This window comes from Wolbachia endosymbiont of Rhagoletis indifferens, assembly GCF_048537595.1.
Lineage (GTDB): Bacteria > Pseudomonadota > Alphaproteobacteria > Rickettsiales > Anaplasmataceae > Wolbachia.
In genome coordinates this window covers 1,046,683-1,073,360 of sequence record NZ_CP175923.1, presented here as the reverse complement: position 1 = coordinate 1,073,360, position 26,678 = coordinate 1,046,683, and the positions used below count along the sequence as shown (strand labels likewise).

General features: G+C 35.4%; 26 protein-coding genes, 1 tRNA gene and 1 pseudogene. 18 read left to right on the top strand and 10 right to left on the bottom strand.

Features of this window, described 5'->3' with window-relative positions; all coding sequences use genetic code 11:
- The first annotated feature begins 4 nt into the window (after window positions 1–4).
- The 5 genes from ACJZL1_RS05645 (at window position 5) to rsmD (ending at window position 9,979) form a co-directional block, all read left to right on the top strand.
- The gene (locus ACJZL1_RS05645; protein WP_419247147.1) at window positions 5–2,419 is read left to right on the top strand and encodes a type IV secretion system protein; all 2,415 of its coding nucleotides are present in this window, start codon (window positions 5–7) and stop codon (window positions 2,417–2,419) included.
- Window positions 2,416–5,358: a type IV secretion system protein gene (locus ACJZL1_RS05640; protein ID WP_419247146.1), complete on the top strand. Its 2,943-nt coding sequence runs from the start codon at window positions 2,416–2,418 to the stop codon at window positions 5,356–5,358. Before ACJZL1_RS05645 ends, ACJZL1_RS05640 begins: the two co-directional genes overlap by 4 nt.
- A gap of 90 nt (window positions 5,359–5,448) precedes the next feature.
- Window positions 5,449–8,682 (top strand): type IV secretion system protein, encoded by a 3,234-nt coding sequence (locus ACJZL1_RS05635; RefSeq protein WP_419247145.1) that lies wholly within the window; start codon window positions 5,449–5,451, stop codon window positions 8,680–8,682.
- 2 nt (window positions 8,683–8,684) lie between these two features.
- The gene (locus tag ACJZL1_RS05630) at window positions 8,685–9,317 is read left to right on the top strand and encodes a WD_0853 family protein (protein ID WP_265034581.1); all 633 of its coding nucleotides are present in this window, start codon (window positions 8,685–8,687) and stop codon (window positions 9,315–9,317) included.
- A gap of 113 nt (window positions 9,318–9,430) precedes the next feature.
- Window positions 9,431–9,979 (top strand): 16S rRNA (guanine(966)-N(2))-methyltransferase RsmD, encoded by a 549-nt coding sequence (rsmD, locus tag ACJZL1_RS05625; RefSeq protein WP_265026273.1) that lies wholly within the window; start codon window positions 9,431–9,433, stop codon window positions 9,977–9,979.
- Here the strand turns inward: rsmD and ACJZL1_RS05620 are convergent.
- The 3 genes from ACJZL1_RS05620 to murD form a co-directional block, all read right to left on the bottom strand.
- Window positions 9,976–11,340 (bottom strand): alpha/beta hydrolase family protein, encoded by a 1,365-nt coding sequence (locus tag ACJZL1_RS05620; RefSeq protein ID WP_419247144.1) that lies wholly within the window; start codon window positions 11,338–11,340, stop codon window positions 9,976–9,978. The genes rsmD and ACJZL1_RS05620 overlap by 4 nt on opposite strands.
- A gap of 90 nt (window positions 11,341–11,430) precedes the next feature.
- On the bottom strand, window positions 11,431–12,021 hold the full coding sequence (locus ACJZL1_RS05615) for a COQ9 family protein (protein ID WP_419247143.1): 591 nt from the start codon (window positions 12,019–12,021) through the stop codon (window positions 11,431–11,433).
- An 18-nt stretch (window positions 12,022–12,039) separates the two neighbouring features.
- The gene (gene murD, locus ACJZL1_RS05610; protein ID WP_419247142.1) at window positions 12,040–13,431 is read right to left on the bottom strand and encodes a UDP-N-acetylmuramoyl-L-alanine--D-glutamate ligase; all 1,392 of its coding nucleotides are present in this window, start codon (window positions 13,429–13,431) and stop codon (window positions 12,040–12,042) included.
- Window positions 13,432–14,008: 577 nt separating this feature from the next.
- On the opposite strand from murD, the gene ACJZL1_RS05605 reads away from it, so the two are divergent.
- The 3 genes from ACJZL1_RS05605 to ACJZL1_RS05595 are packed head-to-tail and all read left to right on the top strand — an operon-like array spanning window position 14,009 to window position 15,328.
- Window positions 14,009–14,161, top strand: a complete 153-nt coding sequence (locus tag ACJZL1_RS05605; protein ID WP_419247141.1) for a hypothetical protein — start codon at window positions 14,009–14,011, stop codon at window positions 14,159–14,161.
- Window positions 14,146–15,102 (top strand): IS5 family transposase, encoded by a 957-nt coding sequence (locus ACJZL1_RS05600; RefSeq protein ID WP_264735368.1) that lies wholly within the window; start codon window positions 14,146–14,148, stop codon window positions 15,100–15,102. The genes ACJZL1_RS05605 and ACJZL1_RS05600 overlap by 16 nt, the downstream gene beginning before the upstream one ends.
- On the top strand, window positions 15,086–15,328 hold the full coding sequence (locus tag ACJZL1_RS05595; RefSeq protein ID WP_419247140.1) for a hypothetical protein: 243 nt from the start codon (window positions 15,086–15,088) through the stop codon (window positions 15,326–15,328). Before ACJZL1_RS05600 ends, ACJZL1_RS05595 begins: the two co-directional genes overlap by 17 nt.
- Window positions 15,329–15,470: 142 nt before the next feature.
- Here ACJZL1_RS05595 and ACJZL1_RS05590 read toward each other — a convergent pair whose 3' ends face one another.
- The gene (locus tag ACJZL1_RS05590) at window positions 15,471–15,656 is read right to left on the bottom strand and encodes a hypothetical protein (protein ID WP_419247139.1); all 186 of its coding nucleotides are present in this window, start codon (window positions 15,654–15,656) and stop codon (window positions 15,471–15,473) included.
- A gap of 148 nt (window positions 15,657–15,804) precedes the next feature.
- Here ACJZL1_RS05590 and ACJZL1_RS05585 point away from each other — a divergent pair, with 148 nt between their 5' ends.
- On the top strand, window positions 15,805–15,972 hold the full coding sequence (locus tag ACJZL1_RS05585) for a hypothetical protein (protein WP_419247138.1): 168 nt from the start codon (window positions 15,805–15,807) through the stop codon (window positions 15,970–15,972).
- A 142-nt stretch (window positions 15,973–16,114) separates the two neighbouring features.
- On the opposite strand, the gene ACJZL1_RS05580 is transcribed toward ACJZL1_RS05585, so the two are convergent.
- The gene (locus ACJZL1_RS05580) at window positions 16,115–16,330 is read right to left on the bottom strand and encodes a hypothetical protein (protein ID WP_419247137.1); all 216 of its coding nucleotides are present in this window, start codon (window positions 16,328–16,330) and stop codon (window positions 16,115–16,117) included.
- Between the two features lie 344 nt (window positions 16,331–16,674).
- Here ACJZL1_RS05580 and ACJZL1_RS05575 point away from each other — a divergent pair, with 344 nt between their 5' ends.
- From ACJZL1_RS05575 to ACJZL1_RS05565, 3 genes are read left to right on the top strand one after another with little or no spacing between them, the layout of a single operon-like run.
- Window positions 16,675–17,034: a ferredoxin family 2Fe-2S iron-sulfur cluster binding protein gene (locus ACJZL1_RS05575; RefSeq protein WP_265034587.1), complete on the top strand. Its 360-nt coding sequence runs from the start codon at window positions 16,675–16,677 to the stop codon at window positions 17,032–17,034.
- Between the two features lie 2 nt (window positions 17,035–17,036).
- Window positions 17,037–18,068, top strand: coding sequence for a hypothetical protein (locus ACJZL1_RS05570; protein ID WP_419247136.1), 1,032 nt, complete (start codon window positions 17,037–17,039; stop codon window positions 18,066–18,068).
- Window positions 18,052–18,438, top strand: a complete 387-nt coding sequence (locus tag ACJZL1_RS05565) for a cytochrome c-type biogenesis protein (RefSeq protein ID WP_341818748.1) — start codon at window positions 18,052–18,054, stop codon at window positions 18,436–18,438. The genes ACJZL1_RS05570 and ACJZL1_RS05565 overlap by 17 nt, the downstream gene beginning before the upstream one ends.
- Window positions 18,439–18,778: 340 nt before the next feature.
- Here ACJZL1_RS05565 and ubiG read toward each other — a convergent pair whose 3' ends face one another.
- The 3 genes and pseudogenes from ubiG to ACJZL1_RS05550 all read right to left on the bottom strand — a co-directional run bounded on the left by ubiG (window position 18,779) and on the right by ACJZL1_RS05550 (window position 21,926).
- A complete protein-coding gene (ubiG, locus tag ACJZL1_RS05560) occupies window positions 18,779–19,942 on the bottom strand; it encodes a bifunctional 2-polyprenyl-6-hydroxyphenol methylase/3-demethylubiquinol 3-O-methyltransferase UbiG (protein ID WP_419247135.1) in 1,164 nt (387 codons plus the stop codon).
- Between the two features lie 152 nt (window positions 19,943–20,094).
- Window positions 20,095–20,672: pseudogene (locus ACJZL1_RS05555) on the bottom strand (EndoU domain-containing protein); the annotation flags it as partial.
- A gap of 54 nt (window positions 20,673–20,726) precedes the next feature.
- A complete protein-coding gene (locus ACJZL1_RS05550) occupies window positions 20,727–21,926 on the bottom strand; it encodes a phosphoglycerate kinase (protein ID WP_419247134.1) in 1,200 nt (399 codons plus the stop codon).
- Between the two features lie 243 nt (window positions 21,927–22,169).
- Between ACJZL1_RS05550 and ACJZL1_RS05545 the strand changes: the two genes are divergently transcribed.
- The 4 genes from ACJZL1_RS05545 to sucD all read left to right on the top strand — a co-directional run bounded on the left by ACJZL1_RS05545 (window position 22,170) and on the right by sucD (window position 24,720).
- Window positions 22,170–22,243 (top strand) — tRNA-Pro (locus ACJZL1_RS05545).
- 199 nt (window positions 22,244–22,442) lie between these two features.
- Window positions 22,443–22,643 (top strand): 30S ribosomal protein S21, encoded by a 201-nt coding sequence (rpsU, locus tag ACJZL1_RS05540; RefSeq protein WP_006279819.1) that lies wholly within the window; start codon window positions 22,443–22,445, stop codon window positions 22,641–22,643.
- Between the two features lie 37 nt (window positions 22,644–22,680).
- Window positions 22,681–23,832: an ADP-forming succinate--CoA ligase subunit beta gene (gene sucC, locus ACJZL1_RS05535; RefSeq protein WP_341812816.1), complete on the top strand. Its 1,152-nt coding sequence runs from the start codon at window positions 22,681–22,683 to the stop codon at window positions 23,830–23,832.
- Between the two features lie 3 nt (window positions 23,833–23,835).
- Complete coding sequence (gene sucD / locus ACJZL1_RS05530; RefSeq protein ID WP_419247133.1) at window positions 23,836–24,720, top strand: succinate--CoA ligase subunit alpha; 885 nt, start codon at window positions 23,836–23,838, stop codon at window positions 24,718–24,720.
- Here the strand turns inward: sucD and ACJZL1_RS05525 are convergent.
- On the bottom strand, window positions 24,632–25,117 hold the full coding sequence (locus ACJZL1_RS05525) for a hypothetical protein (protein WP_419247132.1): 486 nt from the start codon (window positions 25,115–25,117) through the stop codon (window positions 24,632–24,634). The two genes, sucD and ACJZL1_RS05525, sit on opposite strands and share 89 nt — an antisense overlap.
- Here ACJZL1_RS05525 and ACJZL1_RS05520 point away from each other — a divergent pair.
- Both ACJZL1_RS05520 and ACJZL1_RS05515 read left to right on the top strand, forming a co-directional pair.
- Window positions 25,111–25,239, top strand: coding sequence for a hypothetical protein (locus ACJZL1_RS05520; protein ID WP_419247131.1), 129 nt, complete (start codon window positions 25,111–25,113; stop codon window positions 25,237–25,239). The two genes, ACJZL1_RS05525 and ACJZL1_RS05520, sit on opposite strands and share 7 nt — an antisense overlap.
- On the top strand, window positions 25,224–26,180 hold the full coding sequence (locus ACJZL1_RS05515; RefSeq protein WP_264735368.1) for an IS5 family transposase: 957 nt from the start codon (window positions 25,224–25,226) through the stop codon (window positions 26,178–26,180). Before ACJZL1_RS05520 ends, ACJZL1_RS05515 begins: the two co-directional genes overlap by 16 nt.
- On the opposite strand, the gene ACJZL1_RS05510 is transcribed toward ACJZL1_RS05515, so the two are convergent.
- Window positions 26,123–26,359, bottom strand: a complete 237-nt coding sequence (locus ACJZL1_RS05510) for a hypothetical protein (RefSeq protein WP_353285147.1) — start codon at window positions 26,357–26,359, stop codon at window positions 26,123–26,125. The two genes, ACJZL1_RS05515 and ACJZL1_RS05510, sit on opposite strands and share 58 nt — an antisense overlap.
- Window positions 26,360–26,678: the final 319 nt, after the last annotated feature.

The window sequence follows — 26,678 nt, the reverse complement described above, 5'->3', positions numbered from 1 at the left end:
ACAGATGCTTAAACGTTTAAGTAACCAAAACTTGGGTAAGCTATGCATAAGTTTTGTGGTGCTTTTTTTATTGTCTGGATGCGGGGAGGATCACTGTATTAAGCCAGAAAATTTATCAGGTTTGCGTGAAAAACTAGATATAGTGTCAACAGAGCAGAAGTGGGTTGATTCCGGTGTTAATATCTCAGATAGAATAAGAGTAACAGAGATTAATATAGTGCCTAGCAAGATTAATTTTTGTCCTAAGCAGTATGCAGATTTTGCAATTCGACCTGGGAGAAATGACGTAACATTACCATTTGCACTTAAAGCTGACGATACGATAAGCTTTAGTGTTATTGGAAGTAAAGTGTGTAAAGATAAAGAGAGTGAGACAAAAATCAGGTATGTGAAAATTGATGAAAAGTGCAGCGAACAAGAAGAGGAGTATTTTGCACACGTTTTAAATCGTGAAGAATGTCAAGGTAGTATTCAAGATGGTATATGCCCTAATAAGTATATTGTGGGTACCCCAGAATGGTTGAATGGAAAAGAGTATTGGAGTTCAGACCCATCAAAATTAGTTAAAGAGAATAGTAGAGAAAAGATTGAAAAGATTGCCAAATCTATAAAACAAGGAGAAAATATAGATTGCAGCAAGCTTTCAGAGAGCAGTGCAAGTAATATAGATACGCACATTTTAAATTTACTCTGTGGACGTATATGTAAATTTCCTTCCGGCAGCGGAAACAAAGGTTGCGCATATATTGAATACAATAGTGTAGAAGGTGAGATATCCCGGTCTGATGTTGAAGCTATTAGTAAAATACTAAAAGAAAAACAGATAAAAACTGGCATTACACTTTTGAAAATTCACATGGATGGTGAAGATTTTGAACACATTCCAGGAGGTGGTTTATGCACTAATTGTGATCACAAGATAAGAGATAACTATCGAACACCAAGATTAACTTTTAGTTTATGTAGTAGAAATGACAAGTACTGCTACGATAAAAATGACAAAGGTGGTTTCAATATAAGAGTAACAAGGATTCCTAATCTGGAAAACAACTTATACATACGCGTTTCTGATAAATTCCCTGAGCATCAGCCTGGTGATGAAAATCAGGGGGATATATCTGTGGATATTAGCAAAGTTCATGACGTTCAATACATGGAAAGCTTAAAAGAAAAGTTAAAAGACAAAACAGGTACCATATATTACGGAATAAGAGACCATGGCTGCGATTACAAAAATGAAGGTCAGTTTAGCATTAACCTCACAACTAAAGAGCCACCTACAAGAACTTTTAGTGCAATATATAATTTCTTTGATGAAAAAGTGAAAACTGCATTTTTTGGTTCCAGCTATAAAGACCCTAACGCGATTCATGCCGATAGCAGTCCTGTAAAGTCTCTTTATGAAAGTTTTATAAAATCAGGCAGAACAAATAACATTAGATCCACGATAATATCGCTGTTAGTATTATACATAACCTTATATACCCTTTACTACTTTTTTGGATTAACTCATATTTCTATATATGAATTTTTAATTGTATGCGTAAAGATAGGAATCATCGTCCAGCTGTTGCAGGATAATAGCTGGGACTTTTTTTATAACAATGCATTCTCTATGCTTATTAACACTCCAAAACAACTAATAGAAATAGCAAATTTTAGAGGCACTACTTCAAATGTTTTTGAGTTTCTTGATTTGCCGCTCAATAGGTTCTTGTCATCGCATTCAGTATTGTTAATAGTATCTCTTATATTTTCTGGCCCTTTGGGCATTGTATCTTTTTGCTTAGTGATCTGGGGTTTAATCACAGTGAGCTTATCTATTTTCAACGCCTTATTTTCTTTTATTACATCTATAGCAATAGTTGCGTTATTACTTTCTTTAGCACCTATTTTTATTATTTGTCTTTTATTTGCGTATACTAGGCAGATGTTTCACAACTGGGTTAAAAATTTAGCAAGATTTGCGATTCATCCGGTAGTGCTTTTAATTTTTATATCACTGATAAGTCAGGTTATGGATTATATCATATATTCAGTATTTGATTTTGAAGTCTGCTCTACGTGTATACTTAGTATTAACCTAAAGATTTTTAACCCTTGTATCTTCTATGGTTATGCTTCCAAATATACACCTAATATTACCGCTATGATGGCTTTTGTTATTTTGGGACACGCTATGAAAGCTTTAGTTGAAGCTTCTTCGACAATATCTGACTCGTTGTTTAGTGTTTATGTAGCAAGCGAACCTGGAAGACAGTATCAACAAAGCTTAATGGGAACAGTAGGGTTAGACGAACAAAGCGTTCAAAGAAGAGGAGGAGGTACTTCTCAACAGTCAGGTGCGTCAAGACCTCAAATACCACAAGGGACTCAAAGGTCAACGCCTCAGATACCACAACCAGGAAGACAGCAATGATAAGTAAAAGATCACTATTATTGATACTGTGTCTTACAATCACTGGTTGTAACATGGATTGTGTCGAACCTGGGTTGCAAAGCAGAAACACCAGCGTTAATGTGGATGTTCCAGTTCATAAAGCCGATAAAATTCATTGGGTTGATTCTGGTCAGGTAATTAGTGAGGGTGAGGAAATCAAATTCACCCTCGATGGATCAGTAAATTTTTGCCCTTTTAAAGAAGACAAAAATCCAAGGAAAGTACTTGTACCTGCTAGCTTTTGTGTCGACGGTTCAGAACCAAATTACAATAAAGCTGCAGATATTAATAATGTGCCTAATAATTATGGCGTTGATGAAAACGAATTGTGCGGCGGTAAAGGATTTGGCAGCAATAGACGTTATGTAGACACTGGAATTAAAGTAAATCGTGGTGATAAGTTAAGCTTCAGTTTAGTTCCCAGAAAGATAACAATTGATTATGACAATCCAGGAGGGAAAGGTATCAGCTTTGATGACAATTGTTATAGAGCTGAAGAAGGAGGTGAAAAAGTGTCAGCAAGTGAAATATTGAATGTTAGCAAGCAAGAGGGAGAGGAATTTTTTTGTGAGGGCAAGGATGGAAAGAGAAATAAAATAAAATTTTTACCTCTTGATAAAACAAAAGCAAAGGAAAGCAAAGTGCTAGTTGGCAATGGGTATACCCCATATGATAATAAGGTACATTTTAATAAAGGTTATATTCAAGACAACGAACCATGGAGATATGGTTCACTACTTGATTTGCGCCGCGCTAAAATAGGATTGAACGAGTTATGTGATGGAAAAAACTGTAGTCTTGATGAGAGAAAAAAGTACTCCTCCTATGAGCTCAACTGTTACCATCAAAATATATGCTATACTGAGAAGGGTATATGGAATTATACATATAAAGACAAAGAACGGAACTGTGTCTCTTCTATAAGGTATAGCAAATATGATAAAGGAAATAGATGTGATATGTATTCTCACCTTAAAGAGGTTGAAGATAAGCTTAAGCAGATTAATGTTGATTTTACATCAAACACTGAAGAAGATATTTCCTGGGCTGAGGCTCTTGTTGCAAAAATTGGTGATCTTGATAATCAAGGTACTGCTAAAGGTATGCAATGTCTTCCAGATAATGAAGTAGGTGCAAGAAAGGATAATGTGTGTTCGCAAATTAGTGATAATTTTAAGGATTTTTCTCTGAAATTAAATAGTGACTATACAGTAAAAAATGTAACATCTGGTAGTAGTGTGATGCTCGCTATTGCAGATTATGGTCACTATGGAGCTAATAGGGGTGGGTACCATGTTAAAGTGACTAGATCATGTCAATACATTAATGGCGAAAAACTGTATGTGTATTTGGGTGATGAGCCACCTAAAGATCTGCATGGTGTGGGAACTAATGATTTCAAAGTGGTAGGAGTGAGAGAAAGAATAAACGGAAAAGATGAGTACACCATATTAGATGTAATAAGCGGAGAACACTTTCAGAACAAAGAATCTAAGAAGATATATTTCGGTATTGATGTAAGCAATGTAGAGAAAGGTGATATTACAGACAAATATGGCAAATATTATGAAAATAATAAGTACACAGTAACTTTATTTGTCAAAAGAAAAATTAATGATTTTATTTCATCGAATGTAAACGGGGTATTTAAACTTATAAAAGAAGAAGTAATTGGGGACAGCGTTAAAGATTCATACAAAGGATATGCAAGAGGTCTTCTTCAAGGAGTAAGAGCTTTGCTTACTCTATACGTTATATTTACTGTCGTTGGCTATATGCTTGGAACAATACAGCTAAGTAAATTTGATTTCATTGTAAGAATGTTCAAGATAGCATTTATAGCTTTTGCCTTTAGCGATAGAAGCTGGGAACTTTTTGGTACAACTTTATCCAGACTTTTTATAGATGGTAGCACTTATTTAGTTGATAGCTTTTCTGGCTATATAGGGGAAGGGGAGGAGAAATTTGCATTCTTAGACTTAACAGCAGGAGTATTATTCACAGCAGAAACTTGGTTAAAGTTTTTATCGTTGATGCTCTCTGGTCCTTTTGGCTTTATTGCATTTTTGGCAATACTCTACGCTACTTTTGCGTTTTTAAAATGCATTATTAGCGCTACGTTTAAATATGTAATATCTACTGTTCTAGTAGCGTTTTTACTGTCATTAACACCTTTGTTTATCGTGTTTATTTTATTTCAACAGACTAAACCCTTGTTTGATAACTGGATAAAAACGCTGGCTCACGTTGCAGTACAACCAGTTATTTTATTTTCATCTTTATCTCTTTTAAATCAGTTGATGTATTCAGTTCTATACAATCTCACAAATTTTTCTGCATGCTATCAATGTTTAATTAGCGTAAATTTCTTATCGTATGATCTGTGCTTGATGAAATCAATACTGCCTCTTGGATACAGTCCTGGCACTAATGTTGATGTTGCATTAAGTACCGGAGAAAGGGCTGGTGGGCACTTTGCAGCGTTGCCCATAGATCTGATCCAAGCATTTATGTACTTAATTATTGCTAATGCAATGGAAGCTTTTGTTTCTATATCAGAAACTATGGCACAAGCACTATTCGGCTCTGGTTTTGGGGTTGCTCAAAGTGTTAGCAAAGTTGCCGGTAGCGCATCACAAGCTATACTGTCAACCGTTGGCCTTGATGATAAGACCCAAAGTATGATACAGAGTATCAAGCAGAAAATGAGTAAAGATCGGGGAAAAATTGAGGCTAGATTGCCTGATACACCAAATCAATCAAACAAAAAAGAAGATTCTAAAGGAAGTTCTGATAAAACAACGGGTGATGATTCTGATAGACCTAAAAAACAATCAGGCAAGCAAGAAATTCCTGATGAAATAATAAGAAGTAATTCTAGTGATCATGAAGCTAAAAACAAGAATGGAGAGGAGTAAGATATGAATGATGTTATGGAGTAACTAATTAAAAAGATATTTTAAGTAAAGTTTTAGAAATTTATTTCTGTATTTGGAAAAAGTTTAGATATGCAATCACGCTTAGGCAAATGTTGGTTTAGGGTATTACTTCTTGCAGCTTATATGCTGATCACAGGTTGTAGTAAGAATGATATGCCTTTTCCAAGGTGCATATCTGCTGACTATTTTGGTCCTAAACCTATTGCAGTAAGCGCTCATTTTTCAAGCGACCACGATGCGTTTATTCCAGGAGATGGAGAAGTTGTTGATCCTGAAACTGGCGAAATTAATTATGGTTTTCACCATAACCAAGTGGTGAAGTGGGAGGATACCGGACTCGAAACCAATGGAGATAGTTTAAAAGTGCGAGTTAATGGTGCATGGACATCTTGGAGTAATAATAACAAGAAGGAATCTAAAGGCAGTTATAACTTACAGAGCTTGGAGCAGTTAAAATATGCAACTAAATTTGAAGGAAAGTCAGGCGATAATAGTCTACCTGACTTTCACTTAGTTTGTAATGATTATAAACCTAGCATAGAAAAATTTTCAAGTAATCCTAATGCAAGTTGCACTGTAAATTGCAAGTGCATTAATGAAGATGATAGCGCAAATACAGTATCACGTGGTGCTCCATGTTGGTTTACCAATGGTCATGGTGCTTATCTTTTGTTTCAAACGGGGAAAGATGATCCTAACGAAAATCTAAAATTAATGCGCGATCCTCAATATCCTACTGTACATCTAGGTTATAATTCCACAGCTGAGGGCGACAATGGACTTTTTACTTTAGACAGAGATAGCACTAAATTAAAAGATAGGAATTGTAAGACGATGAAGTTAGAAAAGGGATGGAAAATATATGTAAAAATATTAGATAGATATTACTTAGATAATGTAGGTGGCTACTCTTTTGAGTTCTTAAGTGGAGTGCAGCAGCCAAGTAGTTTTGGGTTTTTTGATTACATTTATAACTATCTAAAATGTGTATTATTGATTAACGAAAATTGCAAAAAACATTTTAATAGCAATGATCCTGCAGTTGCACAAGCTATGTTCGAAAATATAGCTGAAAAAAGTACGAGCTTTCACAATTTTGTTCTTTCCTTGCTTGTTCTATTTGTAATGATTTCATCGCTTCTTTATCTTTTTGGCATGATACGAGAAACTAAGCATGATATGCTCATCAGAATGATGAAAATCACTCTAGTAATAGTGCTTATATCTCCTGGAAGTTTTAGGTTTTTCTATGATCATTTTCTCGTTTTATTCATCAAAGGTCTTGAACAATTGATAAGTATAATTACTAACTTTGCTCCTAATTCAAATACTGATGAGTTGTTTGGTTTTATGGAGAACATGTTCAACAAGTTTTTTGCTTACTCTGTTTGGAAAAAGTTTGCAGCGTTTTTACATTACCAAATGTGGGCAAGCCTTCTTATGATACCGGCAATTTTCATAGGGATAGTTTTATATTTCTTGCTGTGCTTATATGCTTACATAATATTCCTCTCTGGTTTTATGGGTATAGCTTTTCTTATAGCCATCATGCCACTGTTTCTAATTTCTATTTTATTTTCACCGTTGAAAAGTCTATTTGAAGGTTGGATAAAATTCTGCATCAGTTTTTGTTTACAGTCGATTATGATATTTACTCTCTTGTCATTACTGGCTTCCATTATAATGAATACCTTTTATAGGCAGTTAGGTTTTACTGTATGCTACAATAAATGGTTTGAGGTAAGGTTATGTGCTCCAAAATGGGTGTTTGGTGGTTTTTGTATCGTTGATAAGCAGTACTTTGGTTGGACCCCAGGGCAAATTTTTGTACCTTACACTCTTGGAGAAGCTTCTCCACTTAACATAGATAAAAATATAGAAGGTATAGAAAAACTAAGCAGAGAAGGTGGTACAATAAAATTTACTGGCGGCGCTGGATATATCCCTCTTCCACCGGGTTACGTTGAAAAAGGTTTTCGTTATATAGATTATCCTTTCTTTAACCCGGTTCCTGGTACTGAGGAGAATCCAGCAGACCACTATATTGCAGAAAGTGATATGGTAGTTAGTAATGGCTGTAGTGAAAAAGATCTAGTGCGCTTAACAAATAGTTTATCTCATGCATCAGAGAGGGCTGACATTATATTACTGATCAATAATATAGACAAAAAGATAGGTGGTATGAATAGTAAAATAACAGAGCTTTACTGTCAATCTCAGCAAGATGAAGAAAAATGTAAAAATTATAGGGAAATAGTGGATGACTACAGAAAAGGTACCATAAGACCAGATCTAAAAAGAGAGATAAAGTCTTTGGTGCAGAGAGTAGTAGAACAACAAGGTTGTAGAATACTGAAACTTCATAAGTTATATAAGGATCCCAACAGTGAATACTGTCAGAAATGTAAAGATTGTGAGGATTGCAAAAATTATCAAGAAAATAGCGATTACCAAAGGGTGCAAGACATACAGAGAGGTTATTTAATCAATGCAGGGGAAATCTTTGTATTATTCCTGCTTTCATTTTTAATGTTCTCTTTACGCGAGTTCGTACAACAAATGGGCTCAAGTATAGCTGGTGGTGGATTCAGCGTTTACAATATATCTAGTATGTATCAGGGAGGTGGTATATTATCTCAGATACCGTTACCTAAATTTTTTGAAAAGGCTGGAGTAACTAATTTAATGGGGTTAATTTCTCTACCTAAGCATATGTTGCAAGGTGCTATTGGTGGAGGACTTGAGTCTCTAGGTAAATTTGCTACTGGGCTCCCTAATCAACTAGCTGGAGGTACAGCTAATCTACTAGGCAGGATACCAAGAGTCGGAGGTGTGCTGAAACACGTTATTGATGTGCCACGTAAATTTGTAGGTGCTACTATTGAAGCAACAAAGTTTGCAACATCACCTAAAAATGACGTCGATAAGCTTGAGGAAAAGATCTACAGGGCATTTGGAGTTGATAAAGAAGATATTGCGCATAGAAGAATTGATAGATATTTAGAATATTACAAAGGGTATGTAGGATCACATTTGGGCTATACAATAGAAGATGCTATGAAATTTACTTGGGAGCATGGCCTTGATTCTATAGGAGTTAGCCACCGTACAGGAGAAAAAGATGGTTACCAAGGTAATCTGCTCTGTAGAGCAAAATCGCATAGGCAAGATTTCTTGAATAAGCTTCATGATTACACCATAGGACGCAAGAGAGAACCAGAAAAAGACAAGCTTGATCAACCGGTCAAAAGGAAATTACCGGAACCAATGAGGAAACCAGATGCAAAAGGAGAAGAGGATTGAAGATGAAGACTAATAAAAATTTCAAAGGCCTTGATTATTATAAATTGCAGCAAGACGATGATGGCAACATAAAGTTAAATGACTACGACGACATTTTAAATGCGCGTAGGGCGAGAGTAGATCTACTATTAGATAACACACCGGACAACAATATCGACCTCACTAGGTTAAATAAAGCTTTGAGTGAGAAATTTGTAGATAATCATAGTTTATTGTCTGAATTTGATAAGGAAGACAAAGAGATTGCACAAGAAAGGCTTAAGGTGTTTAGTATTTTAGAAAGCCTTGAAGACCTTAAAAGCGTGAAAAGTGAAGATCTGTTGGAGGTTAGCTTACTGCTGTCGGATCTTAGCTTCATAGAGAGAAATGTTGTACTAAATACCGATCAGAATTCTGATCTTGCAGAGTTTAAAAGTCTATTTATCGAAAAAAAGGCATCTGGTGAGGAATATAGTAATGAAGAATGTCAAGGCTTCCTAGATGATATAGATAAAATCAACACCATAATTAAGTTAGAATTAGAAAGCAGAATTGAAGGGATCAATCACGATGAAGGAAATAGTTATGGTGATTTACAAGATGAGATTGGTCAAGCAATTAATGCAGCAGACAAATCAGAAAAAGATAACGGATGAGTCTTGTGTTTTTCTTACAAGCGGCTCGATAGCTTCTCTCTATTAAACTGCTAAAGCCATATTGACATTAATCATATAGTATAAATAATTAATTATTTTGGAGCTTATTTAATATGCTACGCATCATTGCAGGCAAATATCGCGGAAGAAAAATAACTACAGGTAAGCATTTGGCTGCACGGCCAACTATGAGCATTGTCCGAGAAGCAATATTTAGTATACTTTCTTCGAGAAAACCTATTTATAACTTGAATGTACTTGATTTATTTTGCGGAAGTGGCTCTTTTTCATTTGAAGCACTTTCTCGCGGTGCTAAACATGCATTCATGGTAGATTCAGACTATTACAATTTGCAACTGCCTAAAAAAACAGCAGAAGATTTTGGAATTACGGACAATGTCACGCTAATTTGTTGCAGTGCTAACAAATTGCCACAACCTATTTCAAAGTGCGATGTAGTTTTTATAGACCCACCTTACAATAGCAATCTAGTTGAATCAACGTTGAATGGACTAGCTCACTCAGGCTGGTTAAGTGATGATGCATTGATAATTCTAGAGATTAGGAAAAACGAAGGTTTTGAGTGCAATAAAAACTTTAGTATAATCTTGGAACGTACCTACGGTATAGCAAGAATAATTTTTCTTTCTCTATCAACTTAAACTTGTATATGCTTTTCATTGATGGGTTTCAGTTCTATTTTCGTCAAGCTTCCAAAGATACTACTTTTACAGTAGTCTTTTAGCTTAAAATTTCTATTAAATTCACCTTTCAACAAATATTTATGTGCTTTTTCAATAAATTTATTTTCTTTTTCTTCGTAACTGGTGTATTTTGTTATATCATCATTATCCTCACGATAAACTAAATGTTCTTTATGATCAGCATGAATATTTTTGCTCTTACACTCCGTGTTTTGAGGATCGTGTTCAAGTACTATATTCCATCTAAACCATTCAGATGTGTCAGATGTGGATGAATCTGGAAGTTTACCAACGAGTTGTGCTTCCTGTGGAATTACAGTATCGCCTTTCCTGCCAGCAATTAATACAGGGCATTTTGTATTCTCTATAATCTCTCGTGAATTAAATTCCAATCCGCAACGATTAAACCAAAAATTCAAGAATTTTGCAGGAAGCCGTCTCATGAAAAAATTCCCTATCCCATGAGGAAAGTTATTAGTTGCATCCTTAAGTGAGCTATAAGAATTACTATGAATTAGCGTTAAATAAATCCCTTGCTTTTCAAACTTTTTTAAAACTTCTGCTGCAATTCCTCCTCCAAGAGAGTTAGTATCCAAAATTATATCGTTCGGATGCACACCTTTTACAAGCAACATGTTTACCATTGCCATTCCAGCTTGAACTAACTTTTCACCGTTTGTTAGAAATTCATATAGCGCTACAATTTTCTTTCTTTCCAAGAGAAACTCCACGATATCTTCTATATCTTTATTTTCTCCTAACTCTTGATCGTGAGCTTCTGCATCCACTTCCTTATCGTCACCTACAAGTTCTTTTTTGTAACGCTTTATCCACTCAGGGCTAACTTCATTTTCCAAAAAGCTTTTGATTCTATGTACAACGAACCTTTTCTTAACAAAGTCAAAAAGCATCCATAGGCAAAATACGATAAAACATATGGTAGCCAAAATTGATAGCACTACTGATGCAAAAGCTAACCCTGTAAGTACCTTTTTTGATTTTTGATTCTGGTATGCCAAGTATAACGATACAATAGAAGCAGTAGAAAATATAGCAGAACATAACCATAGTGATACTATTCTCCTATTGAATTTTCTTTCTTCATCATTCAATTCTTTTTTAAAGAATTCTGGATTAACAATTCTAGAAAAATAAGGATAGTCAAAATAATGCTTAACTAACTTACTTTCTTGCTCCTTAGGTGGATTTTTACTACGAGCATTAACCTTAATACATCCAAGTACTCCAAAAAAGTTTATCACGTGTTTTGTATTTTCTTCTGGCTTGATATTACCATTGGTATGATAAATAACTTTCATTTTATCGTTAATGAATATTTAGTTATTTTAACATAAAGATCAAAAAAAAACAAGAGAATATAAATATGAATAACCAGTATGATGAAAGGCTTATAAGAAATTTCCTATGATTCCTTTTAAGCGAGTTTTGAATTTTTGAAATGTCATGACATTGTTGATACGTTTATCAAGAAACGATAAAGTATCCGCAAAATCTTCTGAATAATCATTGATAAAAAAAAGTATCGTACTTAAGTACACTCCAGCTAATATTGCTCTTTTTGTATAGTAGTTAAAATCTGTTGATTGGTCATGAATGCCATACCAAATCGCGCTAATAGTTCTGTATAAAAGTTTACTAGAAAAATATGTATTTTTTGGTGATACGGAGAATGATAAAACATTTTTTAAAAGTTCTCTATAATTCGGTAGCTTAGCGTAGTTTGAAAGGCGTATTTGAATAGCTAACTTTACTCGCTCTCGCACTTTTATATCTTCTAAATTAGAATTTCTTAGTTCAGCTTCCATTGAGCTATTTAAGTCCTCTGCTATGCGCTCCAAAGCGCTATATATTCCATTCTGAAATTTGCAAAAGCTATTAGCTAGATTAAGGTCAGTGCACACCTTTAATAGGGTTTCATCGCTTATCCCTTCAAATGGAATAACCCTAATTAGCTTATCTATTATTAACTTTTGTTCCACGCAACATTATACTAAACATCATGTGTGATTGTACCTGAGATTTTCAAACATTCTACAAAATGCTTCGCCGCGTTCCTCGAAATTTTTCCATTGATCAAAAGAAGCACACGCGGGAGAAAGTAATATTGTTACTTCTTCTGCACTATTTAAGGCCTCTTCAAAAGCTAGTTTAAGTGCGTTTTTCAAATTGCAACATTTTACAAAATCTACTTTATTCTCCATAACATTTGCAAAGGCTTCGGTTGATTCCCCAATAAGAAAAGCTTTTCCAATCCTTGTGAAATGCTTGCTTAATGATTCTATTCCACCCTCTTTACTTTTTCCACCAACAATCCAATATATGTTTTCATAAGATAAGATCGCCTTTTCGCTCGACTTTGCATTAGTTGCTTTGCTATCGTTCACGAAAAACACATTTCTTATTTTGCCAAGCAGTTCATTCCTATGCCTCAGTCCTGAAAAGGACTTGATTCCATTGATAATAGTGTTGCTATCTACTCCAAGTAGCTTACATACGGCATATGCGGCTGCTATGTTTTCTGCGTTGGATATTAGGTTTATTTTCACGTCGCTTACTGATAAGCTATGACTCTCTAGTTTTAACGAGATCTTCTGGATCCGAGTAGTCAAGCACTGGGATGACAAAGAGGGTGGCTGGAATGACACCGGGGAATATGTTACTGAGATTGGAATTTTGTTTCCAGTGAATTTGTTGAATATATCAGCGGTAATCTCATTGTCACATCCTATCACGGCAACCTCACTACCGTTTATCAGTTTTAATTTAGTTGCTATGTAATTCTCCATACTTCCATGCCTATCTATGTGGTCTGGTGTAATATTAAGCAGTACTGAAATGTCCACGTTAATTTCATTCATCAACTCCAATTGAAAAGAGGAAAATTCAATTACATAAATTTCTGCATCTCTTTCTAGATCCAAAACAGGAACGCCTAAATTTCCACCAATAGCTACTTTTTTCCCTGCAGATTTTAATATGTGCCCTATTAGTGATGTGGTGGTTGATTTGCCATTTGTTCCTGTGACGCCTATTACCTTCTGGTTTGTAGTTTTAGCTTCAAGAAATAGCTCAATGTCTGATTTTATTTTGCAATCAAAACTTCTTGCAAGTTTTACTATCCAATGTGGCTCTATTGGCACTCCAGGGCTTAAAACCAATGCACTGATCTCCTGCCAATTATATTCTTTGGGATGAATAAAATTACATTTTTTATACATCATTTTTGCATTTGCTATTCGCTCTTCATGATCATCCCATGCATATATTCTTGCACCACTCTTTATTAGAGCGTTAATGACGGATAAACCAGTTTTACCAAGACCAAAAACCGCAACGTTTTGATTTTTGTATTTGTTTAGTTGCACTGCTAGATAACTTATGCGAACCATTTTATAAAGATATCGTACAAACTACAACAGACTTCTTGCATAGGTCACAACTGTCATTCAATAGAAACAAAACTTCCTTGACAAACTCCGCCAGCCCCCTTATCATGAAACTGAAGCTATTGTATTTGCTTTCGCCAATCTGCAGATTAAAAGGTAAGGATTACTTAATGTATCGGCGTCTTATGTTCAATTTTTTGCAGTATATAGATACTGTATGTCTTTACAAAACTTCATCTACATCTAGATTTTTATCTAAATAAGCTGAACGCGCTTATAAAGCGTTACAAGACATCAAAAAATGCCAATACTCGACAGAGATAGTAAAAGACTAGCTAACTCGGGGATTCTTTGTCTTTTTTTCTGCTTAGTAAATTTCTTAAACATTTGCAGCGTAGGTTAGTTGCAATTAAAAGCAGCTGAATTTCGCTTGTCAAGCGTTTAAAACATAAAAAACGCCAATATTTTAAAGCGGATAATAACCCCAGGGCTTCTTTTGCCTTTTTTTTCGTTTGGTAAATTTCTTAATATTTATAGCTAACATGAAGCTAAGTGCAAACTTTGTTAAACACAACAAATGATGTCATCCCAGTGCTCCTTTTTTTGTCATCCCAGTGCCCAGACACTGGGATGGCTTTGTTGCATAGCAACCGAAAAAATCTGGTGGCTACTGACAAAATTCATTATAAATAACCATTTAACTGTTGAAGAAAAAATATGCCACAGAAAATGAAAGTCAGTAACCAAAACGAATATAACAAATTCCTTGAAAAAAGGGGAAATATTTTTCGTTACATCGATGAAGCTATCGAAAATTGGTATGAAAATAGTCCAAAAATGCAGGGCGGCAACTATATTTACAGTGATAAAGTCGTAATTTTGGTGCATATAATTGTCAATCTTTTTAGAATTGGTTTAAGACAAACGGTGGGGTTTATAAAAGGATATCTGCAACAAATAGGAAAAAATTTGGCAGTTATCAGCTATTCACAAGCATCAAGAAGGTTTAAAAAACTTAATATTAAGATAAATGATTGCAGGGTTGATAAAAGCAACATGGAAAATATTGAAATTATCATAGATAGCACAAGTATCAGCATTTACAGTAACACTCCTGGCCACAGTAAGGAAAACAGTGCAGATAGAAAGTACCGAAGCTACGAGCAAGTAAGAAAGTTACATGTTATGTTAAGTGTGAATAGTAAAAAAGCTATAGCTGCAAGATACAGTAATGGCGTCTACTCTGACCACTATGGAGCTTGCGATTTGCTTGAAGAAGTTAATTTTCAGCACAAAATAAAAGCATTATATGCAGATAGGGCATACGATAGGCACAAACTTTATAAATTGTGTAAGAAATACGATATAAAGACAAAAGTTCTACCAAAAAAGGATGCAGCAGAACATTCAAAAATAGATTATATGTCTGACAGAAATGCTGCTATTAGGTTAATAAAATTATATGGACAAGATGGTGTAAAAGAGTGGAAAAAGGAAGCAATTTATGGAAAGAGATCTTACATAGAAGGATTTTTCTCAAGGTTGAAGCAAGTATTTGGATTTAGCTTTAGGAATAAATCTGAAGTAAATCGTGAAAAAGAATTACTAATTAAGTGCTATTTGCTCAACAAATTCACTGATATTGGTATGGCTAAATTTGAAATCATTACATAAATTTGTCGTAAACCATCACTGCTTAAGGTGCTATGCAACAAAGCCCACTGGGATCCAGGAAAGTTTGCTTGTGAGCAAGCAAACTATCATAGAAAGTGGTTACAACGTTTTCGATGAGATTGCAGAAAGGCTGGATCCCAGTGGGCTTTGTTGCATCGCTAGCTATGATGGATTAAAGATAAAAAAGATGGAGAATATCAGTAGCTTATTATTCTGGTATTTATAACAAGAACGGTCAGTGAATACCTAAATTTGAGTAAAAGAAATTTCACTACCACTCACTAATCCGGCTAAAATTCAAGAATTTCAATGCTTTAGCTATTTTCAATAGAATTAAGTTTATTAATATAAATAATAAATTACTATTCTTAAATTTGATCAGATTGATTGCAAAAAAACAAGATTTTCAATAGGTTGCTTATAATCCTAACTATAGTTAGCCTTTCATAAGTAGCGATGCAACAAAGCCATCCCAGTGTCTGGGCACTGGGATGACACCGTCTTGGATGGAAACCAGTGTCGGAGCACTGGGATGACACCCTGACAATCGTCATCCCGCTACGTGTTAGCGGGATCTATGCTTTGAGATACCGCGAATGAATCGCGGTATGACGGTGTAGATGATGGTTAAGTATCCCGCTACGTGTTAGCGGCTAAGAGATACCGCGGCGGTATGACGTAGGACTGCTGTCATGCCAGTGCTTGACACTGGCATCCAGTCTTTATTATGCAGCCACTTGGTTGAAATTAAGTCTTCTGGATCCCAGTGGGCTTTGTTGCATCGCTACTTATGAAAGGCTAACTATAGTTAGGATTATAAGCAACCTATTGAAAATCTTGTTTTTTTGCAATCAATCTGATCAAATTTAAGAATAGTAATTTATTATTTATATTAATAAACTTAATTCTATTGAAAATAGCTAAAGCATTGAAATTCTTGAATTTTAGCCGGATTAGTGAGTGGTAGTGAAATTTCTTTTACTCAAATTTAGGTATTCACTGACCGTTCTTGTTATAAATACCAGAATAATAAGCTACTGATATTCTCCATCTTTTTTATCTTTAATCCATCATAGCTAGCGATGCAACAAAGCCATCCCAGTGTCAAGCACTGGGATGACATCATCATAAAGGAACCAGTGTCAGCTACTTGAATGACATCATAGGGGCGCTGGGCATAAGTGTTGAAAGTGCTATAAGTGGCATTATATAAGGTGGTTAACGGCATAAATTTCAATGGTAATAAAATAAATTAAAAAAGCGCCTTTTTGCCTGTGGTTAGAAGGTTTAAGCGAATTTTCGACGTGGTTTATCTGCTTTCCCAACAACGAAGGTTGATATCAAGAGGAGATTTACATACCATTAATCACCTTGTGTGATTGCACTTTCAACACTTATGGGGCGCTGGGATGACACCCTGACAATCGTCATCCCGCTACGTGTTAGCGGGATCTATGCTAAAGGAGATACTTGGATAACAAGAAATAGGTACTGGAATTGTAAAGAGTTTGCAAATATTAGTTATTACCTGTAGGATATAGAGAAATTAGTAAGGATTTTAATAGGAATAATATGCCATCTGTTACTTTTATTTTACCTGATGGGAGTAAGAAAAGCTATGAAGCTGCAGAGGGAGAAACTTTGCTTAATTTAGCCCACAGAAGTGATCCAGATCTGCTTGAAGGTGCATGTGAAGGCTCTCTTGCTTGTTCTACATGCCACGTGATTGTTGATCCAGAATTTTATGATGCTGTAGAAACGCATAATCCCATATCTGATGAGGAAAACGATATGTTAGATCTGGCTTTTGGCTTAACAGAGACATCAAGACTAGGGTGCCAAATTAAAATAACAAAAGATATTGATGGTTTGTGTGTTAATATACCAAGAGGTACAAGAAATATATCGCTGGATAAACAAGGGAGTGATTAGCTATGCGTAAGGTTTTTATCTATATTATCGTCTCTTTATGCTTGTTTGTTCCAACAGCATATAGCGGTTTCTGGTATCTTTCTGCATGGAAGACAAAAAATCTTTTAGCTGAAACAATATCCTACATCAATGACGAAAAATTTGACATCTCATATGATTTTAGCGGATTTCCTTTTAATCTAATCTTCCACGTGACAAACCCAAAATTTTCCAATGAGCAATTGACTATTTCATCTAAAGCTCTACTGGTGAAAAACAGATTGTTTGATAAATCAGTATATATTTATACACCAAGTAATGAAGTTGATATTACTGTTCATGGTGATGAGAAAAAGAATATAAAATGCCACACAAACGATAGCAGCCACTTTGTTGTTAGACTAAACGATTTACCATCTTCATTGCGATTCAACAGCGTGATAGACTATATAGGTACACTTCGTTACGAAGATTATGGATTAAAATGTGATGTTTCAGAAAATCAGCAAAGTGTTATAACTGAAGTGAATGATAAAAGCAATTACATTCAATTTCACCTCGATAAAGAACCAAGTGGAAATGCTAAGCTAGGATTTGATTTGTATACTTATCGGTATAAAAATACTGCAAGTCCTGAAAGTTACCTTAGTATCGACACTAAATTTGATTATGAATTTGTAAACGACATCTCAGCTTCCAGAATTAATTTCAATATAGAGAAATTTTTGATTCAAAGTAATAATTTTTCTTTTGCTGCAGATGGTGGGGTAAACAATTACAACTTAGTTACATATTCATTTAAAGACAAAATCAACGTGGCTATATCAAATTATAAAGAATTAATCTCGTTTATGATTGGTGACTCAAAAACTTCAGATGCGTTCGAAAAATTAGTACCTTCCTTATCAGAAAAAACAACTGATAATGGCATTCAATTTTCAATAAAGTACGATGATGATGTAGGGTCAAGCTTTATTGGAAAGTTATCCATCACTGATTTTATGAACCAACTCAGTAAAATAATCCAATTAACCAAGAATGAGAATAGTAATTAGCTTACTTTTCATATTGATATTCCACTCAGGCGTAAACGCTTTTACTCTGGATAATAAACTCAGAGATAAAAGCATGGAAAAACGAGCAACCAGTTTATTTGAAATAATAAGGTGTCCAATATGTTCTGGCGAATCATTGTCTGAATCTGGATCTCAGATTGCGTATGATATGCGAGAAGCAATTCGTAAAAAAATCAATGATGGATACACTGATGAAGAGATAATCTCAGAGTTAAAAAATTCTTACGGCAATTCAATTATAATCGTACCACCTGTAAAATCTAGCACTTACATTTTGTGGTTTATTCCACTTACAACTCTGCTTATTGGGTGTTTTTTAATACAAAGATACATCAATACAACCACTTAAACCTTTTATATATAGCTAAAGTAACTTAGGTTCACCAACAATCGTCATCCCGCTACGTGTTAGCGGCTAAGAGATACCGCGGCGGTATGACGTAGGACTGCTGTCATTCCAGCGCGTAACGCTGGAATCCAGGAATTTTATTAAGTTGGTGAGCATAAAAATAGCTGTTTTACGTTAAAATACAACGTTTTTGATGATTATGGAAAGGCTGGATTCCAGACTGGAATGACACCAAATGGGATGACATCGTCATAAAGGAACCAGTGTTAGCTACTTTCATGACACCATTCTTTTTTCTGGATCCAAGTAGTCAAGCTACTCGGATGACATTAGAACCTTCTCAAACTACAATGTTTCCATAAAGTATATAATTAACATCCACGCCTTTAGTTAGATTCCACTCACGCTTTATCACGTTGTACTCCATGCCAGCCATGTTTTGCAGCGTTACATTATTTTCTCTTAAGTGATTTGCAATTTCTGACGGCTTGAGAAATTTATTCCAGTTATGCGTACCCTTAGGCAGCCAATTTAATATGTACTCTGCACCAATTATTGCAAGGCAGAAGGATTTGATAGTTCTATTTATTGTGGATATAAAGATTAACCCCTCCGGTTTTAGCAGTTCTATTGCTCTTCTCATAAAGAATTCTAAATTATCTACATGCTCAACTACTTCCATCAGCAGAACCACGTCGTACTTCTTGTCATTGCTTAGCTCTTCAATGCTGGTGTGCGTGTATTCTATATTTAACCCTACTTTTTTCACATGTGAATGCGCTACTTTGATGTTTTCTTCACATACATCTATTCCCACAACGTTAATGCCAACGCGTGCCATTGACTCTGACAAAATGCCACCACCGCATCCAACATCAAGCAATGATAATTCTTTTAAATCGCATTTTTTTAACTCTTTTATTTTCTCAATAATGTAAGATACTCTAACAGGATTCATCATGTGCAATGGTTTGAATTTGCCGTTCTCATCCCACCACTGGCCTGCTATTTTAGCGAATTTTGATATTTCATCTTCGTTATAAGTTTTTGTTTTCTTAGAGGTTATATTGCTGAGTTTATCAAGGCGTTTTTTATGTCTGCTTTCTTTTGAAAATTCTGTTTCGAGGAATTGTTTGACTATGTCTTTTGCTAATCCACTCGCAGTAAATCCTGCACCAAGACACAGTACATTTGCGTTGCCATGCTCGCGAGCTAATTTTGCGATCTCAACACTGTTACATAAAGCAGCGTAGATTCCTTCAAAACGATTTGCCACAGTACTCATGCCCAAACCTGTACCACAAATTAATATCCCATAATTTGCTTTTTTGTTTGTTATATCTTCTACAACTTTAACAGCATAGTCTGGGTAATCTACACACTTTTGCTTAGCAGTACAGCCTTGATCTACCACTCTATAACCTAGGGTTTCCAGATAGGATTTTATTTCTGATTTTAATTCATAACCAGCATGATCTGAAGCAATTGATACCACATCTAACATATAAAAAATTATGACTCAAGGACATTTTATATGGGTAATTTATTTTGAACTTTCTGTCAAGTCATTCAATGTTCCTGACCTTTTGGGAGTTCTAAAGCTATAGCTAAGGTTTTCCTACATCATACCGCCGCGGCGCTAACACGTAGCGGAATGACTTCCCCATCCTTACCTAAATATTTCATTCCAAATGTATAAACTGGCGGCTTAATATCTGATTTATTGCATAGGATTCCAAATTGCACCTGCCCATTTATCTTCTTGAGCTTCAACATATCTACCTACAAAATGCATACCACCTAATTTATCGTTTGGCTCACCACAAAAAATATGTCCAAACCCTATAGTTTCTTTTTCACTTCCACTATTTGTAAACCAAATGTTAGCCAGTTCATCTTTAAATAACTCCAAATCCGCATCTGGCGTAATCACTTGATGATCAAGCTCATCATATATTCCTTTCACTACTTCTTGATGCTGCGGACAACTAAGTAAAATTTTGAAATCTTCTTTATCTGGATGTGCTCCTCAATCTCCACAAACTTTCAACACTCCTCTATCGAAGTCAGTTAATTCTGGAAACGGTGGCTGGTTGTGAACTGAAAAATGGTTCAAAATTGACCTTAACATTTTCTTCTACATAGCCGGTGTGAAAATAATGATCCTTAATATAAAAAATAAATCCTATTATTGGTATTATTAAACACAAAATTAGTTTAACTGTCTTCGACATAATCACGTTCACAAAAAAGCTAGCTTATAAGAAACAATTTAAAAAAGTTTTAATCTAATGTTGAGTGCATTTTTGCAGAGCAGCAACTCCCGGCATTTCATCGCCACCCAGCCAACTTAAAAACGCTCCTCCACCAGTGGAAACACATGTAAAATCCTTATCGGTAAGGCCTGCAGCGCTTATTGCAGATAGACTATCGCCTCCCCCTATTATGCTGGTTAACTTTCCTTTGTGCGTTAAGTCACTTACGACTTTCATTACCCCTATTGTACCACTTGCAAAAGCTGAATGTTCAAAAACACCAATAGGTCCATTCCACAGCAGAGTCTTACTGCTTGCTATTATACTGCTTATTGTACTCAAAGTTTGTGGTCCGATATCCAAAATTATATCACCGTCCAAAATGGACTCAGTTTTTCTTGAAATACTAGTGCTGTAATCAGAGTTTACTGCAACCAGAACGTCTTCTGGCACAACTATTTTGCAATTGTTTTTATTTGCTGTTTCAACAATATTATGTAGAAGGTTGTCAACACCATTTTGAAAGAAAGATTTCCCTATATTTACTTTGCTAAATGACAAAAAATTATTAGCAATTGCACCACCTAGAACTAGGTAATCAACCTTTTCTGTTAGCTTTATAAGCATTTTTATCTTAGTTGATATTTTAGCTCCCCCAACTATCGCAGTAATAGGTTTAGCTTTAAACGATACAGCTTTTTCAAGATACTTTAGCTCATCTTGTAAGCAAAATCCTGCATAGGAGGGTAAAAATTCTGTAATGCGTGAAATAGAAGCGTGAGCTCTGTGAGAGCAAGAAAATGCATCATTTACATATATATCCGCTAGAGATGCTAGTTGTTTGGCAAAATTTGAGTCACTTTGCTCTTCCTCTTTATAAAATCTTAGATTCTCTAGTAATATTATATCTCTTGCATCCATAGCACTCACTGCTTTTTGCACTTTTTCACCAACGCAATCATCAATGAATTTCACTTTTTTATTTAGTAACTGCGATAAAGTGTCAATTACATTTTTTAGCGACAGATTATTGTCTCTGGCCTTTGGGCGTCCGAAATGCGATATAATAATAATCTTTGCACTCGCATTTACTAAATACTGAATAGTAGGCAATGCTCTCAAAATACGAGTGACGTCACGAATTTCTCCATCTTTTATAGGAACATTGAAATCAACTCTGAGTAAGACGGTTTTATTGTGAAGATCACAATTTCCTATACTAGGTATGTTCATTACAAAATTGAAGCTATAAAGTCACTATACAGCAGTTTGATCTAAAGTAAAGTTTTGAGTTATACGAACGTTTAAGGAAATTTGCATCCAGATGGTGTCATCCTAGTACCTTCTCTGTTGTTAAAGAGGAGCTAATAAAAAACATATTCTAAGATAATATTAAATCTCGTATTATATTTTTTCTAAAGTAAACAAATGAATCTTGCATTTTGCCTGAGTTATTGATACTCTGAGTAAAGAAGTCGGGGCGTAGCGCAGCCTGGTAGCGCATTTGGTTTGGGACCAAAGGGTCGGGAGTTCAAATCTCTCCGCCCCGATGTTAGTATAATTGTAAAAACGCTGTAACATAAGAGCAATCTCCATCAGTAAGCAAGTAGCTGACACTGGAATGACATCATTTATCATGTAAATTATGGCATATTATATTTTAATGCTCAAGTTTATAAAATAATTGACAATGTTAATTTTCTAATTTATAAATAGATTTTGAAATGATTACCGAAGGAGGTATAGAGTTTGATAGAAGTATCAGTCCATTATGGTGATGTAGACAGAGCTCTTCCAGTATTGAAAAAAACAATTCAAAAGGAAGGAAGAGGGTTGAAAATGAAAAAACAATATCATGAAAAAAAATCAGAAAAAAGAGCTAAAAAGAAAGCTGAAGCTAAAAAAAAGAGGTACCAACAAGAGTGCAGAAGGCAGCGTTATGGTTGGTAGTTTGTACTCAAGTTAATAGTTTATCATTGGTTGTTTTATGAATATTCACGAATATCAAGCGAAAGAAGTTTTGCATAAATTTAATGTCCCAGTGCCAAAAGGTTTTGTTGCTACATCTGCGGAAGAAGTAAAGACTCAAGTAAGTCAATTAAAATCTGACGTGTTTGTAGTTAAAGCTCAAATTCATGCAGGTGGTAGGGGTAAAGCCGGTGGCGTAAAGCTAGCAAAGTCAGCTGAAGAAGCTCAACAGTTTGTAAAGGACATGATTGGTATGACTTTAGTTACTCATCAAACAGGGCCAAGCGGGCAGCAAGTAAGAAAAGTGTACGTTGAAGAAGGCTCAAGCATTAAGAAAGAGTATTATTTAAGCCTGGTAATCGACCCGAAGCTCAGTAGGCCAATATTCATATTTTCCTCAGAAGGTGGAATGGACATTGAAGAAGTGGCGAAAAATTCTCCCGCAAAAATTGTGAAATTTGATATTGATTCTGCTACAAGTTTTGATAGCAGCAAGTTAAGCAGCAGTTTTCATTTGAGTCCAGAACAAATAGAAAAAATAACAAATGTTGCAAAAAATATATATGATGCGTTTATTGCAACTGATGCGAGCCAAATTGAAATTAATCCACTGGTTGAAACAAGTTCTGGAGATTTTATTGCGCTCGATGCGAAAATTAATTTCGATGACAATGCTTTATATCGTCACCCAGAAATTATGGAACTTCGTGATTATGATGAAGAAGTGAAAGAAGAGATAGAGGCTTCAAAGTATGGGCTCAGTTACATCAAAATGGATGGCAGTATTGGTTGCATGGTAAATGGTGCAGGTCTTGCTATGGCAACAATGGATATAATAAAATACTACGGAGCAGAGCCTGCTAACTTTTTGGATGTTGGTGGTGGAGCGAGTAAAGAAACTGTAACTGAAGCATTTAAAATCATATTGTCTGATAGCAACGTAAGAGGAATTTTGGTTAATATATTTGGTGGTATAATGCGTTGCGATATTATCGCAAGTGGAATTGTTGCGGCTGCAAAAGAAATGAGCATTAAAGTTCCTCTAGTGGTTAGATTATCAGGTACTAATTTTGAAGAAGGAAAAAAAATCTTAGAAGAGTCAGGATTAAATATTATTGCTGCAGATGAACTGGGTGATGCTGCGCAAAAGATAGTAAAAGAGGTAAAATAAAGCATGTCCGTTTTAGTAAATAAAGATACAAGATTAATATGCCAGGGTTTTACTGGTGCACAAGGTACGTTTCATTCAGAGCAAGCTATTGACTACGGGACGAAAATGGTTGGCGGTGTAACTCCTGGAAAGGGTGGTAGCACTCACCTTAGTTTACCGGTTTTTAATACTGTAGCAGAAGCCAAAGAAAAAACCGGTGCAAATGCTACAGTTATATATGTACCTGCTAAATTTGCTGCTGCTGCAATACTTGAAGCAATAGATGCAAAAATAGAATTGATAGTTTGTATTACAGAGGGCATTCCTATACTTGATATGGTGAAAGTTAAGCGCGCGCTTGTTGATTCAAAAAGTCGATTGGTTGGTCCCAACTGTCCGGGAATTATTACGCCTGAAGAGTGCAAAATAGGAATTATGCCTGGCCATATCCATAAGCGTGGATACATAGGAATTATGTCTCGCTCTGGAACTTTAACTTACGAAGCAGTAGCACAAACAACCGCTGTTGGTCTTGGTCAATCCACATGTATCGGAATTGGGGGAGATCCAGTTCATGGTATGACATTTGTCGACTGTATGGAGCTCTTTTTAAAAGATGACGATACTCATGGTATTGTAGTTATTGGTGAAATAGGTGGAAACGAAGAAGAAGATGTATCACATTTTGTGAAAACAGAAAAAACTAAAAAGCCAATCGTTGGTTTTGTAGCAGGTCAAACAGCACCTCCAGGAAGACGTATGGGACACGCTGGAGCAATCATCTCTTCCAGCGGTGGAAGTGCTGGTGCAAAACTAGAAGTTATGCGGAGTGCCGGGATTGCAATTGCTGAAACCCCTGCAGTGATTGGTAAGAAGGTATTGGAAGTAATGCATCAGTGCCTAATCTAAAACGCAACTGTACGAACGTTGTGATATAAGGGACCAAGAATGATGTCATCCCAGTGCCTTGACTACTTGGATCCAGGAAAGTTTGCTTGTAAGCAAGCAAACTGATTTGGTGAGTATAAAAGTGTTGTGTTATAGCTAACGCTGACTCTACGTCATACCGCCGCGGTATCTCATCCTCTAACACGTAGCGGGATGACGAATCACTATACCGCCGCGAACCGTCACACCGCGATTCATTCGCGGTATCTCTTAGCATAGATTCCGCTAACACGTAGCGGAATGACGAGCTTATCGTCATTCCACCACAAACCGTCATACCGCCGCAGTATCTTTTAGCATAGATCCCGCTAACAAGCAGCGGGATGACGATTGTCAGGCCAGCGCCCCATAATGTCATCCCAGTGCTTGACACTGGGATGGCTTTGTTGCATAGCAACCGAAAAAATCTGGTGGCTACTGACAAAATTCATTATAAATAACCATTTAACTGTTGAAGAAAAAATATGCCACAGAAAATGAAAGTCAGTAACCAAAACGAATATAACAAATTCCTTGAAAAAAGGGGAAATATTTTTCGTTACATCGATGAAGCTATCGAAAATTGGTATGAAAATAGTCCAAAAATGCAGGGCGGCAACTATATTTACAGTGATAAAGTCGTAATTTTGGTGCATATAATTGTCAATCTTTTTAGAATTGGTTTAAGACAAACGGTGGGGTTTATAAAAGGATATCTGCAACAAATAGGAAAAAATTTGGCAGTTATCAGCTATTCACAAGCATCAAGAAGGTTTAAAAAACTTAATATTAAGATAAATGATTGCAGGGTTGATAAAAGCAACATGGAAAATATTGAAATTATCATAGATAGCACAAGTATCAGCATTTACAGTAACACTCCTGGCCACAGTAAGGAAAACAGTGCAGATAGAAAGTACCGAAGCTACGAGCAAGTAAGAAAGTTACATGTTATGTTAAGTGTGAATAGTAAAAAAGCTATAGCTGCAAGATACAGTAATGGCGTCTACTCTGACCACTATGGAGCTTGCGATTTGCTTGAAGAAGTTAATTTTCAGCACAAAATAAAAGCATTATATGCAGATAGGGCATACGATAGGCACAAACTTTATAAATTGTGTAAGAAATACGATATAAAGACAAAAGTTCTACCAAAAAAGGATGCAGCAGAACATTCAAAAATAGATTATATGTCTGACAGAAATGCTGCTATTAGGTTAATAAAATTATATGGACAAGATGGTGTAAAAGAGTGGAAAAAGGAAGCAATTTATGGAAAGAGATCTTACATAGAAGGATTTTTCTCAAGGTTGAAGCAAGTATTTGGATTTAGCTTTAGGAATAAATCTGAAGTAAATCGTGAAAAAGAATTACTAATTAAGTGCTATTTGCTCAACAAATTCACTGATATTGGTATGGCTAAATTTGAAATCATTACATAAATTTGTCGTAAACCATCACTGCTTAAGGTGCTATGCAACAAAGCCCACTGGGATCCAGCTAAGTTGATAAGCATAAAAATAGATGTTTTACGTTGAAATACAACGTTTTCGATGAGATTGCAGGAAGGCTGGATGCCAGTGTCAAGCACTGGCATGACACCATTTGTTGTGTTTAACAAAGTTCGTACTTAGCTTCATGTTAGCTATAAACGTTAAGAAATTTACCAAACGAAAAAAAAGGCAAAAGAAACCCTGGTCACTGTCTATTTTCAGTATTGGCGTTTTTTAAGTCTTAAACACTGCAATTTAGCTGCTTTTAAGTGCAACTAACCTTAGCTAAAATGTTTAAGAAATTTACTAAGCAGAAAAAAAGGCAAAAGAAATCCCGTGGTAATTAGTGTTCACTCTCTAATCCTTCAAATTGGCGTACTATACTGTCTTAAACGACTTATAAGCGCGTTTCAGCTTATATAGGTAAAAACCCAGAAATATTGTGAA